General features: G+C 66.4%; 21 protein-coding genes. 1 reads left to right on the forward strand and 20 read right to left on the reverse strand.

Translation table 11 applies throughout. From position 1 onward, the window contains the following. Positions 1-306 precede the first annotated feature (306 nt). The 15 genes from rpmE to ABIC65_RS03410 form a co-directional block, all read right to left on the reverse strand. Positions 307-537: a 50S ribosomal protein L31 gene (rpmE, locus tag ABIC65_RS03340; RefSeq protein WP_064313046.1), complete on the reverse strand. Its 231-nt coding sequence runs from the start codon at positions 535-537 to the stop codon at positions 307-309. Positions 538-619: 82 nt separating this feature from the next. Further along, the gene (locus ABIC65_RS03345; RefSeq protein ID WP_354306740.1) at positions 620-835 is read right to left on the reverse strand and encodes a hypothetical protein; all 216 of its coding nucleotides are present in this window, start codon (positions 833-835) and stop codon (positions 620-622) included. A 19-nt stretch (positions 836-854) separates the two neighbouring features. Beyond that, on the reverse strand, positions 855-1334 hold the full coding sequence (fabZ, locus tag ABIC65_RS03350) for a 3-hydroxyacyl-ACP dehydratase FabZ (RefSeq protein WP_354306741.1): 480 nt from the start codon (positions 1332-1334) through the stop codon (positions 855-857). Continuing rightward, complete coding sequence (locus tag ABIC65_RS03355; RefSeq protein ID WP_121076995.1) at positions 1331-2092, reverse strand: OmpH family outer membrane protein; 762 nt, start codon at positions 2090-2092, stop codon at positions 1331-1333. The genes fabZ and ABIC65_RS03355 overlap by 4 nt, the downstream gene beginning before the upstream one ends. Continuing rightward, positions 2092-4833 (reverse strand): outer membrane protein assembly factor BamA, encoded by a 2742-nt coding sequence (bamA, locus tag ABIC65_RS03360; RefSeq protein WP_354306742.1) that lies wholly within the window; start codon positions 4831-4833, stop codon positions 2092-2094. The genes ABIC65_RS03355 and bamA overlap by 1 nt, the downstream gene beginning before the upstream one ends. A gap of 68 nt (positions 4834-4901) precedes the next feature. Beyond that, positions 4902-6035 carry a M50 family metallopeptidase gene (locus ABIC65_RS03365; RefSeq protein WP_354306743.1) on the reverse strand — a complete coding sequence of 378 codons (1134 nt, stop codon included), beginning with the start codon at positions 6033-6035 and terminating at the stop codon, positions 4902-4904. After that, positions 6032-7189 (reverse strand): 1-deoxy-D-xylulose-5-phosphate reductoisomerase, encoded by a 1158-nt coding sequence (locus tag ABIC65_RS03370; RefSeq protein WP_354306744.1) that lies wholly within the window; start codon positions 7187-7189, stop codon positions 6032-6034. Before ABIC65_RS03370 ends, ABIC65_RS03365 begins: the two co-directional genes overlap by 4 nt. Next, the gene (locus tag ABIC65_RS03375; RefSeq protein WP_354306745.1) at positions 7186-7986 is read right to left on the reverse strand and encodes a phosphatidate cytidylyltransferase; all 801 of its coding nucleotides are present in this window, start codon (positions 7984-7986) and stop codon (positions 7186-7188) included. The genes ABIC65_RS03370 and ABIC65_RS03375 overlap by 4 nt, the downstream gene beginning before the upstream one ends. Further along, a complete protein-coding gene (gene uppS, locus ABIC65_RS03380; protein ID WP_436286711.1) occupies positions 7983-8651 on the reverse strand; it encodes a polyprenyl diphosphate synthase in 669 nt (222 codons plus the stop codon). Before uppS ends, ABIC65_RS03375 begins: the two co-directional genes overlap by 4 nt. Before the next feature lie 108 nt (positions 8652-8759). Further along, entirely contained in the window at positions 8760-9317 is a 558-nt protein-coding gene (gene frr, locus ABIC65_RS03385) for a ribosome recycling factor (RefSeq protein WP_121076988.1), read from the reverse strand. Positions 9318-9350: 33 nt separating this feature from the next. Next, complete coding sequence (gene pyrH / locus ABIC65_RS03390; RefSeq protein WP_354306746.1) at positions 9351-10079, reverse strand: UMP kinase; 729 nt, start codon at positions 10077-10079, stop codon at positions 9351-9353. Positions 10080-10202: 123 nt separating this feature from the next. Then, positions 10203-11132 (reverse strand): translation elongation factor Ts, encoded by a 930-nt coding sequence (tsf, locus tag ABIC65_RS03395; RefSeq protein WP_010544557.1) that lies wholly within the window; start codon positions 11130-11132, stop codon positions 10203-10205. 82 nt (positions 11133-11214) lie between these two features. Next, entirely contained in the window at positions 11215-11970 is a 756-nt protein-coding gene (gene rpsB / locus ABIC65_RS03400) for a 30S ribosomal protein S2 (RefSeq protein ID WP_019369395.1), read from the reverse strand. Positions 11971-12405: 435 nt separating this feature from the next. Further along, positions 12406-13245, reverse strand: coding sequence for a CDP-diacylglycerol--serine O-phosphatidyltransferase (pssA, locus tag ABIC65_RS03405; protein ID WP_354306747.1), 840 nt, complete (start codon positions 13243-13245; stop codon positions 12406-12408). Further along, a complete protein-coding gene (locus ABIC65_RS03410) occupies positions 13242-13970 on the reverse strand; it encodes a phosphatidylserine decarboxylase (protein ID WP_354306748.1) in 729 nt (242 codons plus the stop codon). The genes pssA and ABIC65_RS03410 overlap by 4 nt, the downstream gene beginning before the upstream one ends. Before the next feature lie 197 nt (positions 13971-14167). On the opposite strand from ABIC65_RS03410, the gene ABIC65_RS03415 reads away from it, so the two are divergent. Beyond that, positions 14168-14791 carry a class I SAM-dependent methyltransferase gene (locus tag ABIC65_RS03415; RefSeq protein WP_354306749.1) on the forward strand — a complete coding sequence of 208 codons (624 nt, stop codon included), beginning with the start codon at positions 14168-14170 and terminating at the stop codon, positions 14789-14791. Between the two features lie 100 nt (positions 14792-14891). Here ABIC65_RS03415 and manD read toward each other — a convergent pair whose 3' ends face one another. The 5 genes from manD to ABIC65_RS03440 form a co-directional block, all read right to left on the reverse strand. Further along, on the reverse strand, positions 14892-16100 hold the full coding sequence (manD, locus tag ABIC65_RS03420) for a D-mannonate dehydratase ManD (protein WP_093292584.1): 1209 nt from the start codon (positions 16098-16100) through the stop codon (positions 14892-14894). A gap of 140 nt (positions 16101-16240) precedes the next feature. Further along, positions 16241-17038 (reverse strand): SDR family NAD(P)-dependent oxidoreductase, encoded by a 798-nt coding sequence (locus tag ABIC65_RS03425; RefSeq protein WP_354306750.1) that lies wholly within the window; start codon positions 17036-17038, stop codon positions 16241-16243. After that, a complete protein-coding gene (locus tag ABIC65_RS03430) occupies positions 17035-18051 on the reverse strand; it encodes a phosphotransferase family protein (protein WP_354306751.1) in 1017 nt (338 codons plus the stop codon). The genes ABIC65_RS03425 and ABIC65_RS03430 overlap by 4 nt, the downstream gene beginning before the upstream one ends. Next, entirely contained in the window at positions 18048-19133 is a 1086-nt protein-coding gene (locus ABIC65_RS03435; RefSeq protein WP_354306752.1) for a Zn-dependent alcohol dehydrogenase, read from the reverse strand. Before ABIC65_RS03435 ends, ABIC65_RS03430 begins: the two co-directional genes overlap by 4 nt. An 11-nt stretch (positions 19134-19144) precedes the next feature. Next, on the reverse strand, positions 19145-20428 hold the full coding sequence (locus ABIC65_RS03440) for an acyl-CoA dehydrogenase family protein (RefSeq protein ID WP_354306753.1): 1284 nt from the start codon (positions 20426-20428) through the stop codon (positions 19145-19147). Positions 20429-20497 lie beyond the last annotated feature (69 nt).

The following is a 20497-nucleotide window of genomic DNA, read 5'->3' on the forward strand; positions in this document are numbered from 1 at the left end:
GGGGCGGCGGAGTCGCTCGCCAGGCGGACAGCAAGCAAGATCTGATCAATCTCATGGCAATTGATCAGATCGTCAGCGGGCGAATTTTTCACTTCCGGCAGGATGTGCCACCGCGGCAACGGACAAAATCGGCGGCCACGTGGACCGTCGATGTAGCGGCAGCCCAACCAGATGCTGCGGGAGCGACCGCAATGCCTCTCGCAGCATTCCCCCGCCCCAGAAACGAAAAAGGCTTCCCCGCACGAACGTGCGAAGGAAGCCCTTTCGGAAACCATCGGCCGGGCGTCTTCGCCCGGCATCGATGACTTACTTCTTGCCGAGCGTGAGGCCGCCGAAGCGCTTGTTGAAGCGTGCGACCTGGCCACCCTGGTCGAGCAGCTGACCGCGACCGCCGGTCCAAGCCGGGTGCGCGAGCGGATCGATCTCGAGCTGCATGAGATCGCCTTCCTTGCCCCAGGTGGAGCGCGTCTCGTACACGGTGCCGTCAGTCATCTGCACCTTGATCATGTGATAATCGGGGTGGGTGTTCTGCTTCACATCGAATTCCTTGGAAAAAGCCGCCGGTTTCCGACCGGCAGCGGACGCGCGCGCCTAGCAGAGCCCAGGCGCCAACGCAACCTCATTGCCGCATGCCCCACCAGCGGCGGAGTGCGACGAGCGACCAGATCGCCTCGACCAGCCCGAACGGCCAGGCCCCCTGCAGGAAGCCATAGGCCGATCCGAGCAGGCAGGCGCCGGCAAAGCCGAGCACCCACCAGGTCGAACGCGCCTCCAGCGCATAGGTGACCAGCATCGCCGTCACCGCGAGCAGGCCGAACCAGGTCAGTGCGTCCATGGTCCGGCCCCTGCCCGCTTCAGGCGCTGGGCGGGTCGGCGATCATCGCGGTGAATTCGCATTCCGCCGCCAGTTCGCCGCCGATCAGCGCCTTGCCGGCGAACTTGCAGACGCGCGCGCGCTTCTGCACGAACTCGACATGGAGCTTGAGCAGCACGCCCGGCTCCACCGGCTTGCGGAACTTCACGTTGTCGATCGCCATGAAGTACACGAGCTTGCCAGACCCGGCGAGCCCGAGCGACTCGACCGCCAGCACGCCCGCTGCCTGGGCGAGCGCCTCGACGGTGAGCACGCCCGGCATGATCGGACGGCCGGGGAAATGGCCCTGGAAGAACGACTCGTTGATCGTCACCGCCTTCACCGCCACGATCGACTGGTCGAGGATCAGCTCCTCGACCCGGTCGACCAGCAGCATCGGAAAGCGGTGGGGCAGCGCCGCCATCACCCGCCCGATATCGAGCGGACCGATGTTGCTGCCCCCCTGCGCTTCCCCGCTCACCGCGGTTCGGGCTTGGCCGGCTTGGTCGCAGGCGCTGCGGCCGGGCGAGCGGCACCCGGCGCCGCGGCGGCACCCTGCTGCTGTTGCTGCTGCGCGCGCGCGGCGGCGAGCTGGTAGGCACGACGCTTCAGTTCATTCACCTGCTGCTGGAACTGCACGGTGCGCTGCTGCGGCTGCCAGTTGGCGGGCGGCGTGATCGCGACAGTCGGCGTCTTGTCGAGCTCGGCGACGACCGCGTCGGTGACGTCCACAGCGTCCGGCGCGTAGACAATCGCCTCCGGCTGCAAGATCACGTTGATCTTGCGGGCATTGACGACCGAGATCTGCGCCGCGTCATAGAGCGCCAGGATCTTCTCGAACGCGAACAGTTCCGCCAGGATCGACGGAGTCTGCAGCTTCTGGATTTCCTCGTTCGCCTGGTTCTGCAGGGTCATGAGCTGGGTGTAGTTCGGATCCTTGCGGGCCGCTGCGGCCTGCTCTTCGGCTTCCGAGACCTGGCCGTCCTTGTTGGTGTCGATCGTCGCGATCAGCGCCCGCGCGTCGGTTTGGAACTTGGTCTGGCGCGCCTGGATCTGGTCACGGACCGGCTTGAAGGTGGTGTCCAGCTGCGTCTCGGCAGTGGTGAACGCCTTCGCGCGGGTGATCGCCTCGATCGTGTTGATCGTGGCGATACCGGCCACCTGCGCCGATGCCGGCGCAGCAACAGCCATCGCCGCGGAGGCGGCAAGCGCCGCCGCGAATACACGGTTCTTCATCATTAGAACTGAGTCCCTACGTTGAAAGTAACAAGCTTCTTGTCGTCGCCCGGCTGGCTGACCAGCGCCTTGGCGACGTCGATACGCAACGGGCCGAAGGGCGAATTCCAGTTTACACCGAAGCCGATCGAAATGCGCGGCGAAGCGGTGCTGCCGCGATACTGTTCGTAGAACAGCCCGCTCTGGTTGAGCGCGCGGGTATTGATCGAGGTGCCGACGCAGGGCTGGCCTGCAGCGGCGGCATAGCCGATCGTGCAGGTCGTGTAGCTGCCCTGCAAGGCGCCCGTCGTAACCGTGTACAGCGGATTGCCTGCGCTATCGTTCAACGGCCGCGGCGTCACCGAGGGCGAGCCGTCCGCGTTGACCCCGGGCAGGCCCGTCTTGGGATCGATATAGGCCGGGAAATAATTGTTCGTCTGCGGCCGGCGGATGGAGAAGAGCGAGCCCATCTGCACATAGATCGAGGGGCGCAGGCCAAGCTCCGCCGCACCCGAGCCCAGCGGAAGCTCGAGCTCCGCCTTGGTGAGGTAATAGGCCTTGCCGCCCAGCGCGTCGTCGACGACCTGGTCGCGGGTGGTGATCAGCGACTGGGTGCCCAGTGCCGGGTCGCCCGTATACTGGTAGCGCTGCACGCGCGGACCGACGCCGCGGATGTCGAAGCCGCGGAACTGCGGCTCGCCCAGATAGAAGCGATCGGTGATCCGGACTTCGCTGCCGTCGAGGCTCTTGATCGCGCCGCCTTCGCCGGTGACCGAGAACACGAAACCGCTGCCCAGGCCCCAATATTTCGCGCCGTCGATGCGTCCACGAACATAGTGCACGTCGCCACCGAGGCCGGCCACGTCCACGCCCACCGAAACGCGCTGGCCGCGCGTCGGACGGAGGCGGCTGTTGAGGCTGTCATAGATCAGCGACAGGCCGACCAGCGAGGTCAGGCGATTGCCTACCGCTTCGCAATAATAGCGACCGGCGAGGAACGGGTCGCACTTGCCGTCGGTGTAGAAGGTGGACTGGTCGAGCGTGACATCGTCCTTCGACAGGTAATAGCGCGCCGACAGCGTCCAGTATTCGGTGAGCGGCAGGCCCGCCACCAGCTGGAAGCCGGTCGAGACCTGCTGATAGGTCGTGTTGCGGGTCGTGCCGAGATAGTTGAACGAGTTGTAATCGCGACGGAAGATCGTCGCGCCCAGCGCTATGTTGCTGTCGAACAGATAGGGCTCGGTGAAGCCCAGCTCCACCGACTTCGAATAGCTCGAATAATCCGCCGAGATGCTTGCGGTCTGGCCCATGCCGCGGAAGTTGCGCTGGCGGATCGACGCCTGGAGGATGAAGCGCTCGAGGCTCGAGAAACCGGCCGACAGCGTCAGTTCGCCGTTCGGCTTTTCTTCCACGTTCGCGCCGAGCACGATGCGGTCGGGCGCGGAGCCTTCCTTGCGCTCGATCTCGAACTTGTCCTGGAAATAGCCCAGGCTGTTGATGCGGTCCTGCGAGCGCTTGACCAGGAAGGTGTTGAAGGCATCGCCTTCGGCCACGCGCATTTCGCGGCGGATCACCTTGTCCTGGGTCTGGCGATTGCCGGTGATGTCGACGCGCTCGATATAGGTACGGTTCGCCTCGCCGATGTGGAAGTTCATCGACATCGTCAGCGCATCCTTGTTGCGCTGGAAGTCGGGGCGAACGTCGGCAAAGGCATAGCCGAACAGGCCGGCGGTCTCGCTCAGCTGCTCGACCGTGTCCTCGACGGCCTTGGCGTTATACCACTGGCCTTCCTTGATCGGCAGCGCGGCGGCGAGCTTCTTGTCGTCGAAGTCGCGGATCGCGCTGTCCACCGTGACCGGACCGAACTTGTAGCGGGGACCTTCCTCCACCACGTACGTGATGATGAAATCCTTCTTGTCCGGCGTCAGCTCGGCCACCGCCGAGATCACGCGGAAATCGGCATAGCCTTCGGTCAGGTAGAACTGGCGCAGCTTCTGCTGGTCATAGGCCAGGCGATCCTGGTCGTACGACGTGTTCGAGCTGAGGAAGTGCGAGAAGCTGGCGACCTTGGTCGCCATCTGCGCGCGCAGCTTCTTGTCGCCGAACACCTCGTTGCCGATGATGTTGATCTGGCGGACCTTGGACTTCGCGCCTTCGTGGATCTCGAAGATCACGTCGACGCGGTTCTGGTCGAGGCTGACCATCTTCGGTTCGATGCGCGCGGCGAAGCGGCCCTGGCGGCGATACAGCTCGATGATCCGCGCGATGTCCGCACGCACCGCGGTGCGCGTGAAGATCTGGCGCGGCCTGAGCTTGATCTCCTTGTCGATCTTGTCCTGCTTGAGGCGCTTGTTGCCCTCGAACACCACGCGGTTGATCACCGGGTTCTCGCGGATGCGGAGCACCAGATTGCCGTCCTCGACGCCTTCGATCGCCACGTCGGCGAGCAGTTCGGAGGCGAGCAGGTCCTTGATTGCCTGGTCGATCGTCTCGTTGGTATAGCTGTCGCCCACGCGCAGCCGCGTGTAACTGAGCACCGTTTCCGGCTCGATGCGCTGCGAGCCTTCCACCCGCAGCGACCTGATCGTGCGCACCACTGCCGGCGTCGCCGGTGCGGGTGCAGCCTGAGGCTGGGCCGCCGGCGCCGCGGGCTTTGCCGCGGTCTGCGCCTCTGCCGGTGCTACCACGCCCGACAGGATCGTCCCTGCCAACAGCGTAGCCGTCGCCCGCGCGCCCAAATTGCTTGCCTTGATCGCAGTCACCATCCCACCCCAGTCGGAATCCAAATATTGCCGGAACGCGCGCGGCACATTGCCGCCCTGCACGAACCCCCTCAACCGATCAAGCCGGCCAGATGTCTCCACACACCGAAAGCGCCCAGATCGTTGAGCGTCACGAACAGCATCAGCGCGAGGATCGCGAGCATACCGCCTCGAAACGCCCATTCCATCACCTGCGGCTCCACCGGGCGCCGGCGGACCGCCTCGACGGCGTAGAACAGGAGATGACCACCATCCAGTACCGGAACTGGCAACAGGTTGATGAATCCCAGGTTAATGGAGACGAGCGCGATCAGGAACGCGAACTCGATCGGCCCCATGGAAAGGCGCTCGCCCGAAACCTGGGCGATCTTGAGCGGCCCGCCCAGCTCGGAAACAGAGCGGCGGCCGGTGATGATCTGGCCGAGCCCGTCCACCGTCATGCGGACGATGTCCGCGGTGGTCCGCAGGCCGACCAGCGGCGCCTCGAGCAGCCCCACCGGCACCTGGGTCGAGCCCGCCGCGCCGATGCCAAGCTGGCCGATCTTAAATTCGTTCCCGAAGCGGTCGCGCTCCAGCCGCGTGCCGATCACTGCGTCCACGCTGCGCGCAGCCCCGCCGCGGACGAAATCGACCCGCACCGCCTCGTTCGGCCGCAGCTGGGTGAACTGCACCATGTCGGCATAGGTCTCGACCGCACGGCCGCCCAGGCCAGTGATGCGATCGCCGGGCTGCAGGCCAGCCTTGGCGGCGGCGCTGCCCTGGATCACCGTGCCGATCACCGACGGCGTGCGGTTCTCGCCGAACATGAAGGCGAAGGTCGAGAGGATGACGATCGCGATCAGGAAGTTCATGATCGGCCCGGCGGCGACAATGATCGCGCGCTGCCACAGCGGCTTGGCCTGGAAGGTCTTGGCGCGCTCGCTCGCCGGCAGCTGCAGCCACTCCGGAGAGGGCTGGCTCGCCGGGTTCATGTCGCCGGCGAAGCGGACATAGCCGCCCAGCGGCAACAGGCTGAACTTCCAGCGCGTACCGCGGCGATCGGTGATGCCGGCGATCTCGCGGCCAAAGCCGATCGAGAATTCCTCGGCCTTCACGCCGAAGACGCGGCCCGCCAGATAATGTCCCAGCTCGTGCAGGAACACGAGCGGCCCGATCACCAGCGCGAACGCCAGAATGGTGAGCAGGATGCCGGGGGATTGGATCAAGCGACGCAGTCCTTCACTCGCTCAGCCGCATAAAGCCGCGCCTCCGCATCGATCGCCAGTACGGCGTCGAGCGTATCCGGCGCGGCCGGGTCATAGCGAGACAGCGTATCGGCAGAGATTGCGGCAATTTCAAGAAATCCGATCCGTCCGGCGAGAAAGGCCGCGACGGCGACTTCGTTGGCGGCATTGAGGATTGCCGGCCGCGCCCCGCCCGCCTTCAGTGCCTCCATCGCCAGCGCGAGCGCCGGGAAGCGATCGAGATCGGGATTTTCGAACTCCAGCTTGCCGACCGCGGCCAGATCGAGCGGCGGGCACGGCGTCTCCATCCGCTCGGGCCAGGCCAGCGCAAAGGCGATCGGCGTGCGCATGTCGGGCGTGCCGAGCTGCGCCAGCACCGACCCGTCGACATATTCCACCATCGAGTGGACGACGGACTGGCGGTGGACCAGCACCGCCAGTTGGTCGGCAGCAACCGGGAACAGGTGGAAGGCCTCGATCAGCTCAAGACCCTTGTTCATCATCGTCGCCGAATCGACCGAAATCTTCGCGCCCATCGACCAGTTGGGGTGCGCCACCGCCTGGGCGGGCGTGATGTCGCGCATCGTTTCCTTGGGTGTCGCCCGGAACGGACCGCCGCTGGCGGTGAGGATGATGCGGCGGACGCCCTTGGGCGCGGTGCGATCGAGGCACTGGAACACCGCATTGTGCTCCGAATCGACCGGCAGCAGCGTCGCGCCATAGGCACGGGCCGCCGCCATCATCACCTCGCCCGCCGAGACGAGCGATTCCTTGTTCGCCAGCGCGACCGTGCCGCCCGCCTCCAGCGCCGCCATCACCGGCTTGAGGCCGGCGCTGCCGACGATCGCCGCCATGGTCCAGTCGGCGCCCATGCGGGCCACGTCGCATACCGAATGCGCGCCGCCCAGCGCTTCGACGCCGCTGCCGGCCAGCCGCTCCTGCAGCGCGGGCAGGCACGTCTCGTCGGCGACCACCGCGCAGCGCGCGCGGGTGCGGATGGCAGCTGCGGCGAGCTTATCGACATCGCAATTGGCGGTCAGCGCCACGACTTCGAAGGCGTGCGGATTTCGTTCGATCAGATCCAGCGTCGAGGTGCCGACCGAACCGGTCGCCCCCAACACCGTGACGCGCTTCACCACCAGTATCCTCCCACAACCACCTGATGATGGATCGCAAAAAACAAAGCTGCAACCGGGGCTGCGAAGACGAGGCCGTCCAGCCGATCGAGAATGCCGCCATGGCCGGGCAGCAGGTTGCTCGAATCCTTCACGCCCGCGACGCGCTTGAGATGGCTCTCGTACAGGTCCCCGATCTGCGAGGCGAAGGCCACCAGCGGCGAGACCGCGACCAGCCACCAGCCGATCGCGCTGCCCGGCGCCAGCGCGACATAGGCGGCGGAGAACAGGATCGCGGCGACCAGGCCGCCGATCAGCCCTGCCCAGGTCTTGTTCGGACTGATCGACGGTGCAAGCTTGGGTCCGCCGATGGCGCGACCGGCGAAATAGGCGCCGCTGTCGCAAACCCAGACGATCGCCATCGCCCAAAGCGTCGCGGCAAAGCCCTGCGGATGCTCGCGGAGCAGCAGCAGCGCCAGCACCGGCAAGCCGACATAGACCTGCCCCGCCGCCAGCTTCCCGTTCCGCGTCACGATCGCGACGAAGAAGAACGCGCCGAAGATCAGGCCCAGCGCCAGGAACCCCGGCCCCGCCGCCGCCGGGCTCAGGATCGCCAGCGGCACCATCATCACATATTGGGTGAGGCGTCGCTTGTCCTCGTCCTGGGCCAGCAGTGCCCATTCGCCGACCATCAGCACGGCCATCACCGTGATGACCAGCCAGAAGCCCCAGCCGCCCGCCCAAAGCGCGGCGAGCGCGAGCCCGACCAGCGCGAGCCCGACGACGGCACGTTTCGGAAGATCGGAATTCTTGCTCACAGGCCCCCGAAGCGTCGCTGGCGCCGCCCGAACTGGGCCAGCGCATCGGCCAGCGCGCGCTCGTCGAAATCGGGCCACAGCGTGTCGACGAACAGCAGCTCGGCATAGGCCGCCTGCCACAGCAGGAAATTGGAAAGCCGCTGCTCGCCCGAGGTGCGGATCATCAGGTCGAGCGGCGGCAAGCCTGCCGTTTCCAGCTCGCTCTCGAACCGCGCCTCGTCGATCGTGGCGGGGTCCAGGGTGCCGTCGCGCGCCTGCTCGGCCAGCCGACGGGCGGCGGCCAGCAATTCGGCTTGCGCGCCGTAATTGAGCGCCAGTACCAGCGTCGGGCCGGTGTTTACCGCGGTCCGCGCGATCGCCGCCTCGATCATCGTCACCAGGTCGGGCGAGAGCTCGCGCCAGCCACCGATCACCCGCAGCTTGACGCCGTCGGCAACGATCTGATCCAGCTCGCGCTCGAGGAACTGCCGCAGCAGCCCCATCAGTGCGCCGACTTCCTCTTCCGGGCGGCGCCAGTTCTCGGACGAGAAGGCGTAGAGCGTCAGCACGTCGATGCCCAGCGTGCGCGCCGCGCGGGCGACGCGGCGCACTGCCTCCACGCCCTGGCGATGCCCGGCGACGCGCGGCAGCAGGCGCTTCTTCGCCCAGCGCCCGTTGCCGTCCATGATGATCGCGACATGGCGGGGCGGCGGGGTCTCGCCGCCCGAAGCGGAGGCCAGCTTAACGGCCACCGCGCCCTGCCCTTTCGGCCGCACCAGAACCTCCCGGGCGGATCACTTGCCCAGGATTTCCTTTTCCTTGGCTGCCGCCGCCGCATCGATTTCGGCGATCGTCGCGTCGGTGATCTTCTGGACCTCGGTTTCGTGGCGCTTGCGCTCGTCCTCGCCGAACACGCCCTTCTTCTCGTCGGTCTTCAGGCTGTCCATGCCGTCGCGGCGCACGTTGCGCGCGGCGATACGGGCCTTCTCGGCGTACTGGTTGGCCAGCTTGGCGAGCTCCTTGCGGCGCTCCTCGGTCAGGTCGGGGATCGGCAGGCGCAGCGTCTGGCCGTCGACGATCGGGTTGAGGCCCAGACCTGCCGAGCGGATCGCCTTGTCGACGGGTCCGACGTTCGACTTGTCCCACACCTGCACCGAGAGCATGCGCGGCTCGGGCGCCGAGACGGTCGCCACCTGGGTGATCGGCATGTGCGAGCCATAGACCTCGACGGTCACCGGATCGAGCAGCGTGGTCGAGGCGCGGCCGGTGCGGAGACCGGTCAGATCGTGCTTGAGCGATTCCACGGCGCCGGCCATGCGGCGCTCGAGATCTGCCTTGTCATATGCGGCCATTTTCGGCGTTCCTTGAAGCTTGGGTACAGTGGGTTACGCGGCGTCCGCATCCTGGACGATGGTGGAAGTCCCCTCGCCCCGGAGCACCGAGGCGAGATTGCCCTCGCCGCGGATGTTGAACACCACGATCGGAATATGGTTGTCGCGGCACAGCGCCACGGCGGAGGCGTCCATCACCTTCAGATTGTCGGCAAGGACGCGGTCGTAGCTCAGCGTCTCGTAGCGCTTCGCGGTCGGTACCTTCTTGGGATCGGCGTCGTACACGCCGTCGACCGAGGTGCCCTTGAACAGCGCGTCGCACTTCATCTCGGCGGCGCGCAGCGCGGCGGTGGTGTCGGTGGTGAAGAACGGCAGGCCGGTGCCTGCGGCGAACAGCACGACGCGGCCCTTCTCCATGTGCCGCTCGGCGCGGCGGCGGATATAGGGCTCGCAGACGCTGGCCATCGGGATGGCGGACTGGACGCGGGTCTCGACGCCGACCTTCTCGAGCGCGTTCTGCATCGCGAGCGCGTTCATCACCGTCGCAAGCATGCCCATGTAATCGGCGCTGGCGCGGTCGAAGCCCTGCGCGGCGCCGGCGATGCCGCGGAAGATGTTGCCGCCGCCCACGGTCATGCAGATTTCCAGGCCGCTTTCCTTGGCCTCCTTCACCTCGAGCGCGACGCGCTCGCAGGTCTCCGGATCGATGCCGAATTGACCCTGGCCCATCAGGACCTCCCCCGACAGCTTGAGAAGGATGCGGCGGAAGGTCGATACGGTCATGGGTTTCCTGAAATCTTGAGAAGCGGACAGCGAAGCGGCGCGGACCCTAGAGGAGCCGCGCCGCGCGAACAAGCGTGGATGCCGGGGAAAAGCCGTCGAAACGGCCCCTCCCGGCACGCCTGATTACTTGGTGAGACCGGCGGTCGCCGCCACTTCGGCAGCGAAGTCGCTCTCTTCCTTCTCGATGCCTTCGCCGAGCTGGAAGCGGACATAGTCCTTCAGCACGATCGCCGAGCCCGAGTCCTTCGCCGCCTTGGCGATGACGTCCGAAACCGGGGTCTTGCCGTCCATCACGAACAGCTGGCTGAGCAGGGCATTCTCCTTGGCGAACTTCTTCACCGCGCCGTCGACCATCTTCTCGATGATCTCGGCCGGCTTGCCGCTCTCGGAAGCCTTTTCGGCTGCGATCGCGCGCTCGCGGGCGAGCACGTCCTGGTCCAGACCGCTCTCGTCCAGCGCCAGCGGGAAGGCGGCGGCGATGTGCATCGCCAGCTGCTTGCCGAGCGGCTCGAGCACGTCGACACCGGCTTCCGATTCGAGCGCGACGAGCACGCCGATCTTGCCGAGGCCCGGCGCCGCCGCGTTGTGGACGTACGGGATCACCGCGCCCTTGGCGACTTCGACCTTCTTGGCGCGACGCAGCACCTGGTTCTCGCCGATGGTGGCGATGTTGGCGGTCAGCGTCTCGTCGACGGTCTGGCCCGACTCCATCTTCGCGCCCTTGATGGTCGCGATGTCGTCGCCGGCTTCCAGCGCCAGCGCGGTGGTCTCGCGCACGAAGTTCTGGAAGATCTCGTTCTTGGCGACGAAGTCGGTCTGCGAGTTCACCTCGACGGCAACGCCCTTGGTGCCGGCAACGGCCAGGCCGACCAAGCCCTCGGCAGCGGTGCGGCTCGACTTCTTGGCGGCGGCGGCCAGGCCCTTGGCGCGCAGCCAGTCAGCCGCGGCTTCCATGTCGCCGTTGGTTTCGGAGAGCGCCTTCTTGCAATCCATCATGCCGGCGCCGCTCTTTTCGCGGAGTTCCTTGACGGCGGCTGCAGTGATCTCGGCCATGTCTCTATTCCTCAGTTAAAAGTCGGGCGGAGCAGTGCGTGCGCCCTGCCCCGCCCCGATTACGGTTCGATGACGCGGGCGATCAGCCTTCGACGGCTTCCTCGACCGGCGGCTGCTCGGCAGCACCGAAGTCATAGCCCTGCTGCATCAGCGCCTCGCGGCCGCCGCGGGTCGCGGCGATGGCGATGGCTTCGCAGTAGAGGCGGATGGCGCGGCTGGCGTCGTCGTTGCCCGGAACCGGGAACGCGATGCCGTCCGGCGAAACGTTCGAGTCGAGCACGGCGACGACGGGGATGCCCAGCGTGTTGGCTTCCTTGATCGCCAGCTCTTCCTTGTTCGCGTCGATCACGAACATGATGTCGGGGATGCCGCCCATGTCGCGGATGCCGCCGAGCGAGAGCTCGAGCTTGTCGCGCTCGCGGGTGAGCTGCAGCACTTCCTTCTTGGTGAGGCCGTGCGTGTCACCCGACAGCTGCTCTTCGAGCGTCTTGAGGCGCTTGATCGAGTTGCTGATGGTCTTCCAGTTGGTGAGCATGCCGCCCAGCCAGCGGTGGTTGACGAAGTGCTGGCCTGCACGACGCGCTGCCTCGGCGATCGGCTCCTGCGCCTGGCGCTTGGTGCCGACGAACAGCACCTTGCCGCCGGCGGCGACGGTCGAGCTGACGAACTCGAGTGCGCGGGCGAACAGCGGAACGGTCTGCGACAGGTCGATGATGTGAACGCCGTTGCGATCACCGAAGATGTAGGGCTTCATCTTCGGGTTCCAGCGATGGGTCTGGTGACCGAAGTGCGCGCCCGATTCGAGCAGCTGCTGCATGGTGACGACGGGTGCCGCCATAGGGATAACTCCTTCCGGTTGGTCCTCTGGGAAGCGGGAATTCGGAAATGCTCCGAACACCGGGTTATGATGCTTCCCATGCGGGGTTGAGGCGGGCCGCTTAGTCGATTGCGTGCCACGACACAAGCTGGAACATTATCGGAACATAGCTTGACGTTGGAACAGGAATAGAACATAGAGCGATCAGAACGCGACTGATGGAACAGGCGAGACTCTCGACGGTTCGAGGTTCTTGGGTTCCGCTGGGATCGGCGTTGAAGATCAGGAGCCGGGTAATGACTGGATTCGCTGTCTTTTTTCTGTTCGGGTCGGCTTTTACGGCCGCCGTCTGGACGCTCTACGCAAGCATTCATCCGCAACTGCATCGCTTCGCCGAATTGTTCGGCATGGCGCGGCCGGTAGCGCTTCCCGCCCCGTCGCCGCGCCTGTCGCGCGTCAGGGTACGGACGGTTCCTGCGCGGATGCCGCGTCCCCGCCCGCAGCGCGCAGCCGCCTGATCCGGCGGTAGGCCCGCATGCTGAACGGAATGCTGGCGAGATAGGCAATTGCCACGATCGCCAGCGTGGTCCAGGGCGCCGATACGAGTGCGGCAGCGAGGGCGACCAGCACCGCAATGGCCTCGAACCGGACATTCTGGCGCAGCCGGATTTTCGGGCCGAAGGTCGCAACGCTGGAGACCATCAGGATCGCGATCAGCACCGTCCAGATGGCGATGACGATCGGCGCGCGGGTGATCGCCTCGCCGGTCCACAGCCACAGATAGACCGGCGTCAAGGCGAGCGCCGCACCGGCGGGGGCCGGAACGCCGGTGAGGAAGCCCGCAGACTTGTGCGGCTGCTCGGCCAGATCGATCTGGGCATTGAAACGGGCGAGCCGCAGCGCGCAGAACAGCGCGTGGAGCAGCGCGACCAGCCAGCCGAAACGCCCCAGCGCCTGGAGCGACCAGAGATAGAGGATCAACGCGGGCGCAACGCCGAAGGAGATTGCATCGGACAGACTGTCCAGCTCGGCGCCAAAGCGGCTCTCAGCGCGTACCAGCCGGGCGATGCGCCCGTCGATGCCGTCCAGTACCGCGGCGGCGAGCACCATCAGCACAGCCGCCTCCCAGTTGCCCAGGATCGCAAAACGGATTCCGGTAAGGCCGGAGCAGAGCGCAAGCGCCGTAACGGCGTTGGGGAGCACCGCGCGAAGCGGGATGCCACGCGGCAATGCCGGCCTGCGACCCACCCCCCGCCGATCGGGCCCGCGCCGGAAGCGCGGGCGTTCGTTGCTCATTGCGCGACCCCGGTGGCGTTCTGGATAGCGCGGCGGGCGATGATCGTCTCCCCCGCAATGGTGCGCTGTCCGAGGATCACCTGCGCGCCATATTCCTCGGGCAAGAACACATCGACGCGGCTGCCGAAGCGAATGAGGCCAATGCGCTGGCCGGCCACCACCATGTCCCCAGGCTTGACGAAGGCGACGATGCGACGCGCGACCAGACCCGCGATCTGCGTGAAACCAATGCGCAACCCGTCGCGATCCTCGACCACCATGTGCTGGCGTTCGTTCTCGTCGCTCGCCTTGTCGAGATCGGCGTTCAGGAACTTGCCCGAGATATAGATGACGTGGCGGATCGTGCCGGTGATCGGCGTGCGGTTCACGTGCACGTCGAACACGCTCATGAAGATCGAAACGCGCACCATCGGCTCGGTGCCGAGCGCGTGCGGCCCGGCAAGCTCGAGCGGCAGCGGCACGCGCTGGATCATGGTGACGAGCCCGTCGGCGGGGGCGACGAGCACGCCCTCCTCCACCGGCGTCACCCGCACGGGATCCCGGAAGAAGGCGGCGACGCCGAGCGTCAGGAACAGAAGCGGCCAGGTGAGGACGTCCCATACCCACAGGCTGGCAACGGCGATCGCAGCGGCGATCAGCACATATTTGCGGCCCTCGGGGTGAATATCGGGAAAACGCCACTTCACCGTCGAGGTGCCCAGAGGCGGCTTATCGAGCGATGTCATGCGCGCGGGTTGTAACCGTCCCGCCGCAGATTTCCTAGCCACTCCGGTGCTCCGGGAAAATGCAGGGCAACAAAGCGGCTCTCCGGCGTTGTTGCCGTGGCCAGGATCGGGATGCTTTTCGACGACGGTCGCTTGCATATCCGACGGATTTTGCGCAACCGATGTCCGCGAAGCGTCATATTTTCGTAAGGAAGCCCATGCCCCCTTCGACCGCCACCGCAAAACGCCGGAGCGCCCGTCGCACCCGCCCGGCCGGTGTGCCCTCGCCGACGATGTTCTTCCTGCAGCAATTCCTCAAGCGCCCGGTGATGGTCGGCGCGGTCGCCCAGTCCTCGGGCCGGCTGATTCGCCGGATGCTGAGCAAGGTCGATTGGGCGAACACCAGGCTGTTCGTCGAGTATGGCCCGGGCGTCGGCACCTTCAGCCGCCCGATCCTCGAGCGGCTCGGGCCCGACGGCAAGCTGATCGTGATCGACACCAATCCCGATTTCATCCGCTATCTGCGCCAGTCGATCGACGATCCGCGCTTCGTCGCGGTGCTCGGCTCGGCCGCGGATGTGCAGAAGATCATTCGCGACAACGGGTTCGAGCAGGCGGACTATATCGCTTCGGGCCTGCCCTTCTCGACCCTGCCCGACGGCATCGGCGACGCGATCGCCAAGGCGACGCGCGAGATCCTGCGGCCGGGCGGCGCGTTCCTGGTCTACCAGTACAACCCCAATGTCCGGAACTTCCTGACGCCGCACTGGGACAATATCGAGCACGAGATGGAATGGTGGAACATCCCGCCGGCCCAGCTCTGGTGGGCCTGGAAGGACTGAACCTTCACACGGAACATGAAAAAAGGCGGCCATGGGGTTCCACGGCCGCCTTTTTCTTGGTCGAAACAGCGGGGCGACGGCAGCGCCGCCCCGGCACGCTTCACCAGTTCCACATGGTCCCGTCTTCGAGCCGCGCGACCGGCAGATAGGCCGGCTTGTACGGATATTTCGCCGCCAGCTCCTCGTCGATGTCGACGCCGTGACCCGGCGCCTCGCCGCAGAACAGATAGCCCTTGTCGAAGCTGTAGTCGTGCGGGAACACCGCATCGGTCTCTTCGGAGTGGCGCATATATTCCTGGATGCCGAAGTTCGGGACCCAGGTGTCGAAGTGGAGCGCGCAGCCCATCGTCACCGGCGACAGGTCGGTAGCACCATGGCAGCCGGTGCGGACCTGGTAGAGGCTGGCGAGGTCGGCCAGGCGGCGCAGGTGCGTCAGGCCGCCGGCGCCGACCACGGTCGCGCGCAGATAGTCGATCAGCTGGTTCTGGATCAGGTCCTTGGCGTCCCAGATCGTATTGAAGATCTCGCCCACCGCCAGCGGGGTGACGGTGTGCTGGCGGATCAGCTTGAACGCTTCCTGGTTCTCGGCCGGAGTCACGTCCTCGAGCCAGAACAGCTGGTAGGGCTCGAGCATCTTGCCGAGATTGGCGGCCTCCTGCGGCGTGTAGCGATGGTGGCCGTCGTGCAGGAGGTGATGGTCGAAACCGTAGGTCGCGCGCAGCTTCTCGAACAGCTTGGGCACATAGTTGAGCGCCTTGCGCGTATCCCAGCCGGTGACCGAGGGCAGCGCCGCATCGGCGGGCTCGTAATACATGGTGCCGCGGCCGACGCCGTACGCGTCCTTGATGCCCGGCACGCCGGTCTGCGCGCGGATCGCCTTGTAGCCCAGGTCGATATACTTGCCGACCGCGTCGACGGTCTGCTCGATGTCGGCGCCGTTGGCATGGCCATAGACCATCACGCCGTCGCGGCTGCGGCCGCCGAGCAGCTGGTAGACCGGCATGCCGGCCATCTTGCCCTTGATGTCCCACAGCGCCATGTCGACCGCGGCGATCGCGCGCATCGTCACCGGGCCGCGGCGCCAATAGGCACCGCGATAGAGATACTGCCAGATATCCTCGATCCGGCGCGGGTCCATGCCGATCAGGCAGGGGATGACGTGATCCTCGAGATAGGAGACCACCGCCAGCTCGCGGCCGTTGAGCGTGCCGTCGCCGATGCCGTATACGCCCTGATCGGTGTGAATCTTCAGCGTCACGAAATTGCGGCCGGGGCAGGTTACGATAACCTTGGCCGAGACGATCTTCATCGAGCTACCTCTATAGGCTGTTTGTTGCCGCTGGCCTGACCAATCCGCGCGCCCATGTCAAGGGATTGGCCAGACCTCCGGAGCATACCGTAGGGGCGGCAGGTTGAAATTTTCCTCAACGCCGGGCGGCATGTCGCGGCTCAAAATGCCGACTTGCCGAACACCTGCCGCGTGACCGGGTGGCTGCTGCTGAGCCCGCCGTCCACCGCGATCGCCTGCCCGTTGACATAGCTGGCCGCATCGGAGGCAAGGAACAGCGCCACCTGCGCGATTTCCTCGGGCCGCCCTGCCCGGCGCAAGGGATTGAGCTGGCCGAGCTTCTCTTCCTTCCCCTGCTCGCGCGCATGGTCGAAGGCGCGCTGGGTCATGCCGGTCTCGATCAACCCGGGGCAGATCGCGTTGACCCGCACGCCGGAGGTGGCGAGCTGCTGCGCCGCGGTCTGCACCAGGTTGATCACGCCCGCCTTGGACGCCGAATAGGGCGTGCCGCCTGCCCCCGAGCGAAGCCCCGCAACGCTCGCGGTACACAGGATTGCGCCGCCGCCGCGCTCGACGATTCGCGGCGCCGCATGCTTGATGGCAAGGGCCGGGCCAATGAGATTGACCCGTAGCACTTCCGCCCAAAGTGCTACATCGGCGTCGAAAATTCCGGCAGTACCACCGGAGATGCCCGCATTGGCATAGAAAATGTCCAGCCCGCCGAACTGTTCGCACGCGGTCTCAACAAGCCGCTGCACGTCATTCTCGTCAGACGCATCGATCTCGAGGGCGAGCGCCCCGTCGACCCCCGAAATGGCCGCATGCACGCCAGCATCGCGGTCCGCCGCCACTACCTTCGCACCCTGCATGGCGAATGCCCGCACCGTCGCCCGGCCAATGCCGGACGCGGCGCCGGTTACCACCGCGACCTTGCCGGTGAAATCCAACCCGCCGCTCATGCCCCTGCCCTTTGCGCAAAATGCCATGCCGCCGACGCCAGTCCCGGTAGCCGCTCGACCGTGCTGGCCGCCTGCGTGCTCGAGGCATTGCCGTCGAGCATCCGCTTCTTGATCCCCTGGACGATGCCGGTCAGGCGGAAGAGGTTGTAGGCGAAATACCAGTCGAGATCGGGCACGCCGTCCCGCCCCGTGGCGGCGCAGTAGCGCGCGACCATGTCCTCGATCGTCGGGATGCCCGTCTCCGGCCCGGCCAGCCCTTTCACGCCCGATCGGCCCTCCGGCTCGGTCACCCAGTTCATCAGGAAATAGGAGAAATCGGCGAGCGGATCGCCGAGCGTCGACAATTCCCAGTCGAGCACCGCCAGCACCTGCGGGCGATCGGCGGCGAAGATCATGTTGTCGATACGGTAATCGCCATGGACGATGCTGGTCTGGGTCTGCGGCGGCACCGTGCGCGGCAGGAAATCGATCAGCGCCTCCACCTCGGGCAGATCCTCGGTCTGGCTGGCGCGATATTGGCGGGTCCAGCGCTCGACCTGTCGGGCGAAATAATTGCCCGGCCTGCCGTAATCACCGAGGCCGACCGCCTCCGGATCGATCCGGTGCAGCGCGGCGAGCGTGTCGACGATCGCCTCGTAGATCGCGGTGCGCTCGCCCGGCGCCATGTCCGGCAGCGATCCGTCCCAGAAGGTCCGCCCCTCCACCATCTCCATCAGGTAGAAGGGCGCGCCGATCACCTGCCGATCCTCGCACAGCGCATAGGGCCGCGCGACCGGGAAGCCGGCGGGATGCAGCGCCGCGATCAGCCGATATTCGCGCTCGACCGCGTGGGCGGAAGGCAGGATCGTGCCGAATGGCTTGCGGCGGAGGACATAGGTGCCGCCCGAACTTTCTATACGATAGGTGGGGTTGCTCTGGCCTCCCGGGAACTTCGTAACGGTGACGGGACCGGTGAAGCCGGGCACATGCACCGAGGCCCAGGCGGCGAGGCGGGTTTCGTCGAGGTCGCTCATGCGAAGCTGATCACCGAACGGACGCTCGTGCCCTGTCGCAGCTTCTCCAGCGCATCGTTGACCTGCGGCAACTGGATGCGCTCGGCGACCAGCGTGTCGAGGTCGAGCTTGCCGTCGAGATAGAGTTGGACCAGCCGCGGCATGTCGATCGGGAAGCGGGTGCTGCCGAGCAGCGAGCCCTGGATCTTCTTGCCGGTCAGGAACGTGTGCCCCGCCAGGCTCACATTCTGCCCCGGCGCGATCATGCCGAGGATCGTCGCGGTGCCGCCGCGCCGCAGGATCTGCCAGGCAAGCTCCGCCGTCACGGGCCTCCCGACGGCTTCGATCGCATAATGCACCCCGCCGCCGGTCAGCGCGAGCACCTGCTTGGCGATGCCCTCCTCCGTCGGATCGAGCGTGTGCGTCGCCCCCATCTTCTCGGCGAGCGCGCGCTTCTCGGGCACCGGGTCCAGCGCGAGGATTTGCCCGGCGCCGGCGATCTTGGCGGCGTTGATCGCAGCGAGCCCGATCCCGCCCGCGCCGATCACCGCCACGCTTTCGCCGGGTCGCACGCGGCTGTCGTTGAAGATCGCGCCCGCGCCGGTGATCACTGCGCAGCCGAGCAGCGCGGCGCGATCCAGCGGCATGTCCTTGGCGATCGCGACGCAGGCATTTTCATGGACCAGCATCATCTCGGCAAAGGCGGAGAGGTTGAGGAAGGGCGCGAGCGGCCTGCCATCGGCCAGCTTCAGCCTCGGCTCGGCCTCGGCAGGTCGCCGCGTGGAGGGATCGACGCACAGCGAGGGTCGCCCGGTCACGCAATATTCGCACGACCCGCAAAAGGCGGTGAGGAAGGTGATGACATGGTCGCCGGGCCGCAGATGCGCGACATCCGACCCCACCGCCTCCACCACCCCCGCCGCCTCATGCCCCGGCACGGTCGGCACCGGGTGCGGAAAGGCGCCGTCGACGAAGTGCAGATCGGAGCGGCACACCCCCACCGCGGCGGTGCGGATCAGCACTTCGCGGGGGCCGGGCTTCGACACCGCGACCTCCTCGATCGCAAGCGGGGTCTTGGCCTCGAACAGGACGGCTGCTTTCATACCCGCCCCTCCTACCGGCTCACGCCGAGATCGCCGGAAGAGGCGCGGTCCGCCTCGAACTCGGCATATTTGCCGAACTCGGCGCGGGCGATCGCGCGGGCATGGACCTCGTCCGGGCCATCCGCCAACCGAAGGGTGCGGACGCTGCCCCAGTTGTGCGCGAGGTCGAAATCGTCGCTCACCCCTGCCCCGCCATGCGCCTGGATCGCGTCGTCGAGGATCTGCAGCGCCATGGCAGGCGCCTGCACCTTGATCATTGCGATCTCGAGCTGGGCGGCCTTGTTGCCGGCCTTGTCCATCATGTCGGCGGCCTTGAGGCAGAGCAGCCGCGTCATCTCGATGTCGATCCGCGCGCGGGCGATGCGCTGCTCCCAGATCGAATGGTCCGCGATGCGCTTGCCGAAGGCGACGCGGCTGACGAGGCGCTTGGCCATCGCCCCGATCGCCTCTTCCGCCACGCCGATGGTGCGCATGCAATGGTGGATGCGGCCGGGCCCGAGCCGCCCTTGCGCGATCTCGAAGCCACGCCCTTCGCCGAGCAGCAGATTGTCCGCCGGCACGCGCACGTCGCGCAGCACGATCTCGGCATGGCCATGCGGCGCGTGATCATACCCGAAAACCGAAAGCATCCGCTCGATGGTCACGCCTGGCGTGTCGAGCGGGACCAGGATCATGCTCTGCTGGGCATGTTTCGCCGCGCCGAAATCGGTCTTCCCCATCAGGATGGCGATCTTGCAGCGCGGATCGCCAGCGCCCGAGGACCACCATTTGCGCCCGTTGATCACATAATGATCACCGTCGCGCTCGATCCGCGTCTCGATATTGGTGGCGTCGGACGAGGCTACCGCGGGCTCGGTCATCAGGAAGGCCGAGCGGATCTCGCCGCGCATCAGCGGGGCAAGCCAGGCATCCTTCTGCGCCCGCGTGCCGTAGCGGTGGAGCACTTCCATGTTGCCGGTATCGGGCGCCGAGCAATTGAACACCTCCGATGCCCAGCCAACCCGACCCATTTCCTCCGCGCACAGCGCATATTCCAGATTGGTGAGCTGCTCGCCCTCGAAGACGAAACTGTCGTCGACATGGGAGCGCCCGGACTGGGGCGGCATGAAGAAATTCCATAGCCCCGCAGCCTTGGCGCGCGCCTTGACGTCCTCCAGCACCGGATTGACCGACCAGCGCTCACCCGCCACGGCGGCGGCGCGATATTCGGCCTCGCGCGGGCGGATCTCGGCGTCCATGAAGGCCTTCACCCGGTCGCGGAAATGGGTTTCGCGCGCGTTCAGCGTGAAGTCCATGGCATCGCTCTCCTGTCGTTCTTTGGAGGCAGCCTAGCCCGTACCCGATATTCGGTAAAGGGCGCTGCC

Origin of the sequence: Sphingomonas trueperi (assembly GCF_040545665.1) — a bacterium.
GTDB classification, from domain to species: domain Bacteria; phylum Pseudomonadota; class Alphaproteobacteria; order Sphingomonadales; family Sphingomonadaceae; genus Sphingomonas; species Sphingomonas trueperi_B.